The following is a 12,304-nucleotide window of genomic DNA, read 5'->3' on the forward strand; positions in this document are numbered from 1 at the left end:
AGCATGGATTGGGTGGCAGAGTATTCTGCCACCCAATCCATGCTTAAAGAGTATTCTTATGTAAATTTCTTAAAATTGGGAACTTGTCTAGAACATAGAACCTGTCCTTTTCATTAACTGAAAGTAGAAACAGATAAAGGAGTGAAAAACATGTTCTCTTCTGATTGCGAATTTACTAAAATCGATTGTGAGGCGAAGCCAGCTAGTACACTACCTGCCTTTGGTTTTGCTTTCAACGCGTCTGCACCTCAGTTTGCTTCACTATTTACACCACTATTATTACCTAGCGTAAGTCCAAACCCAAATATTACTGTTCCTGTAATAAATGATACAGTAAGTGTCGGAGATGGCATTCGAATTCTACGAGCTGGTATTTATCAAATTAGTTATACATTAACAATTAGTCTTGATAACGTACCTACTGCACCAGAAGCTGGTCGTTTCTTCTTATCATTAAATACACCAGCTAACATTATTCCTGGATCAGGTACAGCAGTTCGTTCTAACGTTATTGGTACTGGTGAAGTAGACGTATCCAGCGGTGTTATTCTTATTAACTTAAATCCTGGTGACTTAATTCAAATTGTGCCAGTTCAGTTAATTGGAACTGTAGACATTCGTGCTGCAGCATTAACAGTTGCACAAATTAGCTAGTAAAAAGCGGTATTTCTTATACAGAAATACCGCTTTTTATATATAATAAAAAACACTCACAGTAGCATGAGTGTTTCATTCTTCATATTGTTTTATTGTGTTCTTCTTTTTCCCACAATTGCATCCCTTTTTCTTCACAAATCCTTGTTGTTGTAATTGTTCTTGATATGCCTGTTGTTGTGCTTGGTGTTGTTGCTGTATATGATACCACTGCTGCAGGTCATATGAATTCTGCCTTAGATTATTGCTCACAGCAAACATCTCCTCTACTGTCAATTCTGTCTATTTACTATATGAACAACTCTTTATTTCCGTTCCCTCATTCTTTTAAACTCCGCTTTTTCTCGTATTATGAAAATATATTATTCTCCCATAAAATATCCTGTAATTGTTTCAATGATTGCTGCCGCTCCTGCAATAGCTAATAATGCAAGTAACGGTTCCGCAACGATAGGGATCCAATTATATAAGACTAATAAAAAAGCACTAACCCATACACCTGTACACCAATAACAGCTTAATAATTCGCCAATCCACTTTCTTAATCCATTACCTTTCACTTTTGTAAACGTTGATACACTTCCATCCGGCTCCGTAATCTCTAATTCATCAATAAATGGTCTTCGCAAAAAGGCTGTAATTTTATCATAAACAATTAAACGAGTGAGCCTAAAAGCAGCTAACGCAAAAATAAAAAATAAAAGCCAGCTTGTAAACAGCATAATTCCACCTACCCTTATCCTCTTTCGCCTATTTTAAAAAAAAGGTCTTGAGATTGTGACCAAATCTCCTCGACTCCAATATCTTATTAATGTAAATACAAACAAGAAGATAAGGAGTGACATTAATGAGTTGTAACGAAAATAAACACCATGGCTCTTCTCATTGTGTAGTTGACGTTGTAAAATTCATCAATGAATTACAAGATTGTTCTACAACAACATGTGGATCTGGTTGTGAAATCCCATTTTTAGGTGCACACAATACTGCATCAGTAGCAAATACACGCCCTTTTATTTTATACACAAAAACTGGAGAACCTTTTGAAGCATTTGCACCATCTTCAAGCCTTACTAGCTGCCGATCTCCAATTTTCCGTGTGGAAAGTGTAGATGATGATAGCTGTGCTGTGCTACGTGTATTAACTGTAGTATTAGGTGACGGTACTCCGGTACCACCTGGTGACGATCCAATTTGTACGTTTTTAGCTGTACCAAATGCAAGATTAATATCTACAACTACTTGCATTACTGTTGATTTAAGCTGTTTCTGTGCGATTCAATGCTTACGCGACGTTTCTATCGTAAAGTAAACTAAAAAACTATTGGGGTGGTAGAAGCTTTCTACCACCTTTACATATTTAAAAACCGGCCATACTAATCGATTGGATATCATCTATAGACAACCTAATATCTCTCATACTATTTTGCGGCATAATAGATACAATGCCATGACGATACGATATGATCGATCCAACATATGAGACTGTAGCTGTTTTTATTCTGCATCTTACTTTCGGAATGTAATGAGGGCGGTTTAGTAAAAAATGAATTTTTTCATCATTATTCATATCCTTAAATGATTTATTATACGGGACAGTTCTTACTGGTTCTGGTTCTTGCTCTTCTTGTTCTATGTGTTCTTCTTTTTCTTCTTCTATTTTTTCTTCCACTTGCTGCTCTTCTTGTTGTTCTTGTTCTATTACCTCTTCCACAGCACTTCTTACAATATTTTCTTGTCTATTACTTTTCTCTTTTTGATCTTCATTTTCAAAGTTTGTCAGGATAATCCTTTTTATTTTCGGTGCAGCAAGTTCTAAACTTACTTGCGTGATATATAACAACGGTTTTCCAACTGTTGAACTTTTATTTTTATTCTTCACACTCGTCCCTCCCACTTCCATACGTAGCTAAATAAATCGTGTACTATTATAGTTATATTCATCACGTGGTAAGAACTTTCGTTAAAAATCGTTCTTTCTAAGAACAAATAAAAAGGACAATCTCAGCATTTAGAGATTGTCCTTTAAAAATTAATATTATATTTATCCTAGGATATGATACCCTGAATCAACATGAATGTTTTCTCCTGTTACACCGCGTGCTAAATCACTGAATAGGAATACTGCTGTATCGCCAACTTCTTCTTGCGTTGTTGTACGACGAAGTGGTGCGCGCTCCTCAATTTCTCTTAAGATTGAGTTGAAATCGCCTACACCTTTTGCAGATAACGTACGAATTGGTCCTGCAGAAATAGCGTTAACACGAATACCGTGTTGACCTAAATCGTTCGCTAAATATTTCACGCTCGCTTCTAATGAAGCTTTCGCAACACCCATAACGTTATAATTTTTCACAACGCGCTCGCCGCCAAGGTATGTTAATGTTAAAATATTTCCGCCTTCTGTCATTACTTTCTTCGCTTCTCTTGCTACAGCTGTTAAAGAGAATGCGCTAATATTTTGTGCAAGTAAAAATCCATCGCGAGAAGTATCTACAAATTCACCTTTTAAGTCATCGCGATTTGCAAAAGCAATACAATGTGCTACACCGTGAATAGTACCTACTTCTTGTTTAATTGTTTCAAAGCAAGCTGTAAGTTCCTCATCATTCGTTACATCACAAGGTAATACAAGTGATTCTTGTCCTTCTAATGTGTCCGCTAATTCACGAACGTTTCTTTCTAAACGTTCTCCTGCATATGTGAATATTAATTTTGCACCTGCATTATGCAAAGAGCGAGCTATTCCCCATGCAATACTTCTTTGGTTCGCAACGCCCATAACAACAAATGTTTTCCCTTGTAATAGTTCCATGATATATCCTCCCAGAAATACTTATACTTGTTATTAGTACCTGATACTATAATTATAGTACCATAAAACCGCTTAAAGGCAAACAAAAAAGTCATTAACAGAAATTTGTTAATGACTTTTGGTTTCTATAAAAAACCGCTCTAATCCTTCTTCCCAAGACGGCATTTGTGAAAAACCATTTAATCGTAGCATGTTATGTTGAAAAATAGAATATTTGGGCCTCGCAGCCGCAGCCCCGAATTCTTCCGTTGAAACAGGTAATACATTCACTTTCATATTGGCGTACGAAAATATCTTTTGTGCAAATTCAAACCAAGAGCATGAGCCTCTGTTTGATACGTGGTATGTACCGTATAAAGAAGTATGAATGAGCTTATTAATAACCATATTTAAATCCGCCACATACGTAGGAGAGCCAACTTGATCCGCTACAACAGATATTTCATTTCTTTCTTTTCCTAATCGCATCATCGTTTTGACAAAATTATTTCCATATTTACCATATAGCCACGATGTGCGAACGATAAAATATTTATTATGTAACTCTTTGACAAACTGCTCCCCCGCATACTTAGAGGCCCCATATATATTTATCGGCGCTGGACTATGAAATTCGTCGTATCCATCTGGTCTGGCGCCTTGAAATACATAATCAGTACTAATATAAACTAGCTTCGCTCCTACTAATTGTGAAGCAACCGCTACATTTCGAGCTCCGATTGCATTTATTCTATATGCAAGGTCCTGTTCTTTCTCCGCATGATCTACTTTCGTATAAGCTGCACAATGAATAATTATATGTGGTTTTATTTCTTGTACCACTTGTTGTATTCGGGATATATTTGTCACATCTAATAACTTTTTATCAAATGGATATATATCATATTCTTCAGAGTCTAACTCTTCAAATAGTTGCTTTCCTAATTGACCGTTTGCTCCTGTTATGATAACCCTCTCTTTCATTTAACATGCCCCTTACTGGTCTTTTAGTGGTTTCCACCATTCCTTATTCTTTTCATACCATTTCACCGTCTCTTGTAATCCTTGTTCAAACGTATATTTCGGTTCCCAATCAAATTCATTCTTCATTTTCTCTGCATCAATCGCATAACGACGATCGTGCCCTAAACGATCTGTAACATATTCAATGTCTTTTTTTGTTTTTCCTAAAAGATTAATAATTTGTTCCACAACTTCTACATTTGTTTTTTCATTATTTCCACCTATATTATATACTTCTCCTACACGCCCCTTATGCAGAACAACGTCAATCGCACTGCAATGATCCGTTACATGTAACCAATCTCTTACATTTAATCCATCGCCATATAACGGTAATTTTTTTCCTTCCAGTGCATTCGTAACCATTAACGGAATTAATTTTTCAGGATATTGATACGGCCCGTAGTTATTGGAACAACGCGTTACTATAACTGGTAATTGATATGTTTTATAGTAAGATAGAGCTATCATGTCCGCACTCGCCTTACTTGAAGAATATGGACTATTTGGAGCTAACGGTGTTTTCTCTGTAAACTTCCCTGTTTTTCCTAAAGAGCCATACACTTCATCCGTTGACACTTGCACAAGTTTTATATGCGAATATTTTTTAACTAGTTCTAATAAAGTGACCGTTCCAATTACATTTGTATCATAAAAAGGAATCGGATTTTCAATACTACGGTCCACATGTGATTCAGCTGCAAAATTTACAATCACTTGTACATCCCGCTCTTTTATAACGTGTTCTAATAGCTCTCCATTTTGAATTTCTCCCTTTACAAAAGAGTAATTCGGGTGATCCAGAAGAGATTTTACGTTATTTAAATTCCCGCTATATGTTAAGGCATCGTAATTAATAATTTTATATGTTTCATAACTTTGTAGCATGTAATGAACGAAATTACTTCCAATAAATCCAGCCCCACCTGTTACTAATATATTCATAAACAACGCTCCTACTTAAAAACTATCTTCATATTCCTCTAATAATGGTAATATCTGATCCTTATCGGACAATATAGGATCGGTTACTGGCCAAGGAATTGCTAAATCTTTATCTTCCCAAAGTAATCCTGAGTCATGCTCTGCGCTATAATATTCATCTACTTTATACATAACGATAGTATGCGGAACAAGCGTGCAAAATCCATGCGCAAACCCTTTTGGCACTAGTAATTGCCGATGGTTATCTGCACTTAAAATATATCCTTTCCATTGTTTAAATGTTGGTGATTTTTTTCGTAAATCAACGATAACATCATAAATTGCCCCTTGCATAACTTGAATGAGTTTCGTTTGTGCTTTCGGTTTTTTTTGAAAGTGTAGTCCCCGAATCGTTCCTGCCTTAGCCGAATAAGATACGTTATCCTGTACAAATGAATACGTTATCCCTAATGTTTCTAGCACCTGCTTATTATAACTCTCTGAAAAAAAGCCACGCTCGTCTCCAAACAACCTCGGTTCTAACAATTTTGCATCGGTAAAATTTGTTTCTACAACTTTCATATTCTCACCTATTCTCCGTTAAACTGTTTCCCAAAATTAATATCACGCGCTAACGTATTCGCCTTTTGAAGCGAAGCATGAGTTCCCGCATCAGTCCACCAGCCGCTCATTTCATTATAAGTAAGTACCCCTCGTTTTAAATACCAATTATTTATATCTGTAATTTCAAGTTCTCCCCGTGCAGAAGGTTTTAATTCTTTAATATAAGAAAAGACTTTCGAATCATACAAATAAATTCCCGTAACCGCATAAGAACTTTTCGGCTCTTTCGGCTTTTCTTCAATTTCAACTATTTTTCGGTTTTGAATATGTGCTACGCCAAATCTTTCGGGATCTTCTACAGATTGCAATAGCACTTTCGCACCTTCTTTTTGATTTGCAAACTCTTCAACATACGGAAGAATATCATCTGAAAAAATATTATCCCCTAATATAACTACCATACGATCATTCCCGACGAAATCTTCACAAAGCCCTAACGCCTGTGCGATCCCGCCCGCTTTATCTTGCACACGATACGTAAAGGACACTCCAAATTCATGACCACTCCCTAAAAAGCTAACAACATCCCCCATATGCTCTTTACCCGTAATAATCATAATATCTGTAATATCGCATTGTTTTAGCTTATATACCGCATGATAAATCATCGGATACCGACCAACAGGAAGTAAATGTTTATTCGTTACTTTCGTTATTGGATATAATCTCGATCCAGTACCACCTGCTAAAATAATTCCTTTCACTTTTCATCTCTCCTTTATGATGGAGATAATATATCTTTGTAATGTTCTACAAACACTTTCCGGTACTTCTCATATGTATCCGCATCAAACTCATCCCCGTTGTAATGAATACACCATAAATTTGCTTGATTTGGGATACCAATTAAATAACCAGCCCTTTGAAACTCTAAAGACTGTGACACATCATAAAAGTGAAACCCTTGAAACAAATCTTCTCGCCACGGAATATCATACTGCGTTGCCATGAATAAACCATCAATTGCCTGAACTGACAAAAATGGTTGATTACCATAAAAAACCTGATCTAAATTTAATAATTGATAATTCCGTCTTCTATACTCAATCACTTTCCCTACTAAATTTTTTCCTTCCCACCATATCCCGTTATTCGGTAAAAACTGAGCCCCAGCGACTCCTATTAAACCAAGCTTTTCATTTTCTTTAAAAAGAGATATAAGTGTAGAAAACACGTCTCGATTAATAAGATATGTATCTTGATGTATATACACTTTGTATTTCGCTGGATATGAAAGGGCTCGGTTGTATGCACTTGCCATACTTTGCGCATCTCGTATCGGAAAAATTTGCACGACATAACCAGAGGGAACAAAAATGTTTCTTATTTGGCTCTCACATTGTTTGAAAAGCTCCTCATTATTTACACAAACAACGACTAATATTGTATGATCTTTCATTTTTGTCCCCCCTTTTATTCTTCCTTATTTACATCTGACATATAGTGTTCCACAAATATTTTCCGATACTTTTCATAGTTCGTCATATTCACATCAAAATGATAATGGATACACCAAGCATCGCGCTGTACAGGTACACCGACTGTATATCCTGCTTTTTTAAATTCAAATGATTGAGATACATCATAAAAATCAAATCCGTCAAATAAGTCTTCTCGCCACGGAACATCATATTGTGTCGCCATTAATAAACCATCAATACATTCTACAGGAATAAATGTTTTTGATTCATGATACGGTTGTTCTAAACTTGCCATATAAAACAAATCATTCATATAACCAATGACTTTTCCTACAATTCCACGCCCTTCGTTCCATACGCCAGTCGGAGGAACATATTGCGCTCCAACCATCCCAATCATCCCAAGGTTTTCATGTTCCTCAAATAATTGAAGTAATCCGTATAAAAAAGCCCTATTTATAATAAAAACATCTTGATGTAAATACACTTTATACTTCGCTGGATGCGAAATGGCTTGATTGTATCCACTCGTCATACTTTTCGCATTTCGAATCGGCATAAATTGGACAATATACCCTGGCGGTACTAACAATTGCAATATATGTCGCACGCAGTTTGCATACAATTTCCGATCATTTATGCATGTAACAAATAATATTGTTTTGTCTGCAGCACTCATAATTGTGATTTTTCAGCTTCAATAATATACTGAAATACAACTGTCTCAGCCATGAAGCCACTTCCAAGACGATATTTTTTACAAATTCCATATAACTCCTCAATAAGCGGCTCATACATTTTATGATCAACATATACACGATCTACTTTACTAATTGAATATCCTGCTTTTAAAAACATTCTTAGCATTTCATTGAATGTAAAGAAACGAATATGTGTTTTATCTAATAAACCATATTCTGTATACGTCCAATTTCCAGCAAGTAAGGGAGCTAATACTGAAATATGAGCAACGTTTGGTATACTTGCTAAAATCACACCATTTTGCTTTATATATGGCTTAACCTTTTCAATCACAGCCCACGGATCAAATAAATGCTCTAATACATCCCCAAATAGGACGCAATCAAATTGCCCCTCCTCATAAGGAAGATCTATTTTTTCTATATCCCCTAAAATAACATGATCTAGTCTTTCCTTCGCTTTTTCTGCCGCCTCTGGAAATGCCTCTATTCCTGATACACGTGTACCGTTTTCTTTAATAGCTGCTCCCAATGCACCGCTCGAGCAACCAATATCAAGAACTTCTTTCCATTCCTTTTTTATATGCTTTAATAAATTCGGATTCGCTGCATTATAATAATGCTCGGATTTTTCTTCATATAAAGAACTTTTTTCGCGATTCATTTCACACACTCCTTATGCAAATTGAATTAGAAATATAAATCTCATATGAATTCTATAAAGTGCAGATTTTGTTCATCCCCCAATGATTATTAGCCCGCAAATAGCAGTATAAAATCTTTTATTTATATTGGTTACGTTACTGATACTCTAATATATAACCAATCTATTAGAGTTAGAATAGCGATAAATCATTTCTAAAAAACGAAACCTATTACACTTTATATGGTTTATCAAAAACTCCCCGAAAATATTTACGGTTATATTCAATTGCAGCATTATTCGGAACATAAGAAGCTGCTAATTCATTGTAATAATACGCTTTATCCTGCTCCCCTAACCTGCTATAACAAATACACATTTGTAAATAGGGTAGCCATGTGTAGCTAGCTGGACTATGGAAAGGACTTTCCGTTGCCATTGGTACTTCCGTGGCAAGTTTAAACCAAAATATCGCTTCATTATATTTTTCTTGTTCCATATATATATATCCTATTCTTGTACAATTCTCTCCTCTAGGGACGTCATACCGAAACGACTTCACACAAGATTCGATTGCCTTCTCCCACATTCCTAGCTTTGCATAGCAATCTCCTAACTTACCACATGCATAAATTTTCTCTTCATACCATCCTTCGTCTTGATTAAGAAATGTTTCATATAGAAGAACTGCATCATCATATTTTTGGTTATCCGTAGATTCATTTGCGTAATAAAATAAATCTCTCGGACTTAATTCTTCACCTGCCGCTACAGTATTTTGAAAAATTTTCAAATTACGATTTGTTACTTTTTTTTCTTTTTTATGTGTAATAGCAACATTACTACTAAAAACCTCACCAGAAATAGCTAAATACTCATGAACCTTTCCAAACCATTGAAATTGTTTTTCACGCTTTACAAGTCGATTTCTTTTTGTACAATATAAAGGTTTCCCGTTAGAATCCATTGCAAGATGATAAGGCATCGAAACAGCATCAATTTTAGGATCTAATTCTCTTTTTAAAAGTTTCAATGCTTCTTGAGCATCTTCTAATAAGACATCATCTGCATCTAGCCACAATATATACTCTTGCGTCGCTTTTGAAAAAGAAAAATTTCTTGCTGCTGCAAAATCATCAATCCACTGGAAATCATATATGTTAGAAGTGTATTTCTCTACGATTTCTTTCGTTCGATCGACGGAACCTGTATCAACTACTATAATTTCATCCACAATTTTTTCAACTGTTTCTAAACAACGGGCTATTGTCTCCTCCTCATCTCGAACAATCATACATAAACTAATTGTAATTCCTTGCTTGTTCAACATAATCACCCTCTTCCAAATCAATCATATGTTATACATATACTAAACTTTCCATTTTTTTAAATTGTTCAAGTAGTTTAAGATTTCTTTTCAATAATTCAAATGTCCGTGTCATTTTCTTTCGGTTTTGCATCTACTATATAATGAACGCTTTATGGAGGTGAATTTATGTCAAATAATAATTATTCAAATGGATTAAATCCCGATGAATCTTTATCAGCTAGTGCATTTGACCCTAATCTTGTAGGACCTACATTACCACCGATACCACCGTTTACCCTTCCGACTGGGCCGACCGGGCCGACTGGACCGACTGGACCTACGGGGCCGACTGTACCTACCGGGCCAACTGGACCGACTGGGCCAACTGGACCTACGGGACCTACAGGACCTACAGGACCGACTGGTGGCACTGGGACTACTGGACCTACGGGGCCTACTGGTGGCACTGGGACTACTGGACCTACGGGGCCGACTGGTGACACTGGGGCTACTGGACCTACGGGGCCTACTGGTGGCACTGGGACTACTGGACCTACGGGGCCGACTGGTGACACTGGGGCTACTGGACCTACAGGGCCGACTGGTGACACTGGGGCTACTGGACCTACGGGGCCTACTGGGGCTACTGGGGCTACTGGACCGACTGGACCGACTGGACCATCTGGACTAGGGCTTCCAGCAGGATTGTATGCATTTAACTCCGCTGGGATTTCTTTGGATATTGGACTTAATGCTCCAGTACCATTTAATACTGTTGGATCTCAGTTTGGTACAGCAATTTCTCAATTAGATCCTGATACTTTCGTAATTAGTCAAACTGGATTCTATAAAATTACCGTTATCGTATACACTGCAGCAGTAAGTCTATTAGGAGGACTTACAATCCAAGTAAATGGGGTATCTGTTCCAGGTACTGGGGCCACTTTAATCTCAGTTGGAGCACCTATCGTTGTTCAAGCAATTACGCAAATTACGACAACTCCATCATTAATTGAAGTAATCGTTACAGGGCTTGGGCTATCATTAGCTGTTGGTACAAATGCATCTATTATTATTGAAAAAATCGCTTAAATTTTTACTTAGCAGTAAAACTGATATCAGTTTTACTGCTTTTTCAATTTCAAATTCAATCATGAAACATTCGCTATCTACATAATCATATTGTTGTATGACATTTTGCAGGAGGCACAAATATGGAAAGTAAATCTGCTGTTCAGCTTTATCTCGAATTGCTAAAGAAGACCATTTTATTTGAAATATGGTTAGAATATGAGGCATACTTACCCGCATCTCTACATATTTCAAAAGAACTAGAATTCGAGCCAGTTACAGTCCCCCTCCCTTTATTCATTAAGCAATATGCTGAAAACCATAACTTAAAAATTGTAAAACCAAATGTTTCAAAAAGTGAACGCCATGATGGAATGGATTGGCCAAGAGCAGCACATAGCATGATCGGTCGAGAACGTATGAACCAATTACAAGAGGCAATGGAAACCGTTGTTCGTGAAAATATAGAGGGAGATTTTATTGAAACAGGTGTATGGCGCGGAGGATCGTGCATTTTTATGAATGGTTTTTTACAAGCAAACAACATTACGAATCGTAATGTGTGGGTCGCTGATTCATTTGAAGGTTTGCCAGCACCGAATCTAGAACAATATCCAAAAGATTACGGTGATTATTTGCACACATTCGATTATTTACGCGTCTCTTTAGAACAAGTACAAGAGAATTTCAAAAAATATGATTTACTAAATGATCAAGTGAAATTTTTAAAAGGCTGGTTTAAAGATACTTTACCAACAGCACCAATTGAAAAAATAGCAATTGCACGGCTTGATGGTGATATGTACGAATCCACAATGGATGGTCTCGTGAACTTATATGATAAAGTTTCTAAAGGTGGCTATATAATTATCGATGACTACGGGCTACCGCCATGCGCTGAGGCTGTGACAGACTTTAGAAACCAACGAAATTTAAAAGCCCCTATTACTAAAATTGATGTATTTGGCGTTTATTGGAGAAAAGAATAAAAAAGATTTAATCTATAGGAGATTTCATTTTCACTCATCCTTCTCTCACTTCTAATCCAATTAAGTATTCTTTTTCGGAATCTCCTTACATATAACAATTGTTTTCCTGTGTTCTCTCAATACAAATTGAAAATTTTATTAATAGATTTAC

General features: G+C 36.3%; 16 protein-coding genes. 4 read left to right on the forward strand and 12 right to left on the reverse strand.

The window, feature by feature from the left end; genetic code table 11:
- The first annotated feature begins 150 nt into the window (after positions 1–150).
- The gene (exsF, locus tag QCI79_RS06330; RefSeq protein ID WP_000492943.1) at positions 151–654 is read left to right on the forward strand and encodes an exosporium protein ExsF; all 504 of its coding nucleotides are present in this window, start codon (positions 151–153) and stop codon (positions 652–654) included.
- 75 nt (positions 655–729) lie between these two features.
- Here exsF and QCI79_RS06335 read toward each other — a convergent pair whose 3' ends face one another.
- Together QCI79_RS06335 and QCI79_RS06340 are read right to left on the reverse strand one after the other, a co-directional pair.
- A complete protein-coding gene (locus QCI79_RS06335) occupies positions 730–915 on the reverse strand; it encodes a hypothetical protein (protein ID WP_021727509.1) in 186 nt (61 codons plus the stop codon).
- Between the two features lie 101 nt (positions 916–1,016).
- Entirely contained in the window at positions 1,017–1,376 is a 360-nt protein-coding gene (locus QCI79_RS06340; protein WP_000899664.1) for a DUF1360 domain-containing protein, read from the reverse strand.
- Between the two features lie 125 nt (positions 1,377–1,501).
- Here QCI79_RS06340 and exsY point away from each other — a divergent pair, with 125 nt between their 5' ends.
- Complete coding sequence (gene exsY / locus QCI79_RS06345; RefSeq protein WP_001277743.1) at positions 1,502–1,966, forward strand: exosporium assembly protein ExsY; 465 nt, start codon at positions 1,502–1,504, stop codon at positions 1,964–1,966.
- A gap of 48 nt (positions 1,967–2,014) precedes the next feature.
- Here the strand turns inward: exsY and QCI79_RS06350 are convergent, their stop codons facing one another.
- The 10 genes from QCI79_RS06350 to QCI79_RS06395 all read right to left on the reverse strand — a co-directional run bounded on the left by QCI79_RS06350 (position 2,015) and on the right by QCI79_RS06395 (position 10,114).
- Entirely contained in the window at positions 2,015–2,557 is a 543-nt protein-coding gene (locus QCI79_RS06350) for a spore coat CotO family protein (RefSeq protein WP_002196304.1), read from the reverse strand.
- A gap of 141 nt (positions 2,558–2,698) precedes the next feature.
- Positions 2,699–3,469, reverse strand: a complete 771-nt coding sequence (fabI, locus tag QCI79_RS06355; protein WP_000421886.1) for an enoyl-ACP reductase FabI — start codon at positions 3,467–3,469, stop codon at positions 2,699–2,701.
- 108 nt (positions 3,470–3,577) lie between these two features.
- Complete coding sequence (rfbD, locus tag QCI79_RS06360) at positions 3,578–4,432, reverse strand: dTDP-4-dehydrorhamnose reductase (protein ID WP_000664656.1); 855 nt, start codon at positions 4,430–4,432, stop codon at positions 3,578–3,580.
- 12 nt (positions 4,433–4,444) lie between these two features.
- Complete coding sequence (rfbB, locus tag QCI79_RS06365) at positions 4,445–5,416, reverse strand: dTDP-glucose 4,6-dehydratase (protein WP_001024159.1); 972 nt, start codon at positions 5,414–5,416, stop codon at positions 4,445–4,447.
- Positions 5,417–5,431: 15 nt separating this feature from the next.
- Entirely contained in the window at positions 5,432–5,977 is a 546-nt protein-coding gene (gene rfbC / locus QCI79_RS06370) for a dTDP-4-dehydrorhamnose 3,5-epimerase (protein WP_000869415.1), read from the reverse strand.
- Between the two features lie 8 nt (positions 5,978–5,985).
- Positions 5,986–6,723: a sugar phosphate nucleotidyltransferase gene (locus QCI79_RS06375; RefSeq protein WP_000676160.1), complete on the reverse strand. Its 738-nt coding sequence runs from the start codon at positions 6,721–6,723 to the stop codon at positions 5,986–5,988.
- 14 nt (positions 6,724–6,737) lie between these two features.
- A complete protein-coding gene (locus QCI79_RS06380) occupies positions 6,738–7,418 on the reverse strand; it encodes a glycosyltransferase family protein (protein WP_000651531.1) in 681 nt (226 codons plus the stop codon).
- Between the two features lie 14 nt (positions 7,419–7,432).
- Complete coding sequence (locus tag QCI79_RS06385; RefSeq protein WP_001271187.1) at positions 7,433–8,119, reverse strand: glycosyltransferase family protein; 687 nt, start codon at positions 8,117–8,119, stop codon at positions 7,433–7,435.
- On the reverse strand, positions 8,116–8,805 hold the full coding sequence (locus tag QCI79_RS06390) for a class I SAM-dependent methyltransferase (protein ID WP_001078432.1): 690 nt from the start codon (positions 8,803–8,805) through the stop codon (positions 8,116–8,118). The genes QCI79_RS06385 and QCI79_RS06390 overlap by 4 nt, the downstream gene beginning before the upstream one ends.
- 211 nt (positions 8,806–9,016) lie before the next feature.
- A complete protein-coding gene (locus QCI79_RS06395; RefSeq protein ID WP_000932913.1) occupies positions 9,017–10,114 on the reverse strand; it encodes a glycosyltransferase in 1,098 nt (365 codons plus the stop codon).
- Between the two features lie 165 nt (positions 10,115–10,279).
- Between QCI79_RS06395 and QCI79_RS06400 the strand changes: the two genes are divergently transcribed.
- Complete coding sequence (locus tag QCI79_RS06400) at positions 10,280–11,185, forward strand: BclA C-terminal domain-containing protein (protein WP_021727508.1); 906 nt, start codon at positions 10,280–10,282, stop codon at positions 11,183–11,185.
- 122 nt (positions 11,186–11,307) lie between these two features.
- Positions 11,308–12,153: a TylF/MycF family methyltransferase gene (locus tag QCI79_RS06405; protein ID WP_000444386.1), complete on the forward strand. Its 846-nt coding sequence runs from the start codon at positions 11,308–11,310 to the stop codon at positions 12,151–12,153.
- Positions 12,154–12,304: the final 151 nt, after the last annotated feature.

This window comes from Bacillus cereus group sp. MG1 (assembly GCF_040460035.1).
In the GTDB taxonomy this organism is placed as follows: domain Bacteria; phylum Bacillota; class Bacilli; order Bacillales; family Bacillaceae_G; genus Bacillus_A; species Bacillus_A cereus.

Bases quoted from the DNA above. Each gene is read 5' to 3' on its own strand.
- fabI (WP_000421886.1), bottom strand. From the start codon at position 3,469: ATGGAACTATTACAAGGGAAAACATTTGTTGTTATGGGCGTTGCGAAC.
- QCI79_RS06350 (WP_002196304.1), bottom strand. From the start codon at position 2,557: ATGGAAGTGGGAGGGACGAGTGTGAAGAATAAAAATAAAAGTTCAACA.
- rfbD (WP_000664656.1), bottom strand. From the start codon at position 4,432: ATGAAAGAGAGGGTTATCATAACAGGAGCAAACGGTCAATTAGGAAAG.
- QCI79_RS06335 (WP_021727509.1), bottom strand. From the start codon at position 915: ATGTTTGCTGTGAGCAATAATCTAAGGCAGAATTCATATGACCTGCAG.
- QCI79_RS06395 (WP_000932913.1), bottom strand. From the start codon at position 10,114: ATGTTGAACAAGCAAGGAATTACAATTAGTTTATGTATGATTGTTCGA.
- QCI79_RS06400 (WP_021727508.1), top strand. From the start codon at position 10,280: ATGTCAAATAATAATTATTCAAATGGATTAAATCCCGATGAATCTTTA.
- rfbB (WP_001024159.1), bottom strand. From the start codon at position 5,416: ATGAATATATTAGTAACAGGTGGGGCTGGATTTATTGGAAGTAATTTC.
- QCI79_RS06385 (WP_001271187.1), bottom strand. From the start codon at position 8,119: ATGAGTGCTGCAGACAAAACAATATTATTTGTTACATGCATAAATGAT.
- QCI79_RS06340 (WP_000899664.1), bottom strand. From the start codon at position 1,376: ATGCTGTTTACAAGCTGGCTTTTATTTTTTATTTTTGCGTTAGCTGCT.
- QCI79_RS06390 (WP_001078432.1), bottom strand. From the start codon at position 8,805: ATGAATCGCGAAAAAAGTTCTTTATATGAAGAAAAATCCGAGCATTAT.
- rfbC (WP_000869415.1), bottom strand. From the start codon at position 5,977: ATGAAAGTTGTAGAAACAAATTTTACCGATGCAAAATTGTTAGAACCG.
- QCI79_RS06380 (WP_000651531.1), bottom strand. From the start codon at position 7,418: ATGAAAGATCATACAATATTAGTCGTTGTTTGTGTAAATAATGAGGAG.
- QCI79_RS06405 (WP_000444386.1), top strand. From the start codon at position 11,308: ATGGAAAGTAAATCTGCTGTTCAGCTTTATCTCGAATTGCTAAAGAAG.
- exsF (WP_000492943.1), top strand. From the start codon at position 151: ATGTTCTCTTCTGATTGCGAATTTACTAAAATCGATTGTGAGGCGAAG.
- exsY (WP_001277743.1), top strand. From the start codon at position 1,502: ATGAGTTGTAACGAAAATAAACACCATGGCTCTTCTCATTGTGTAGTT.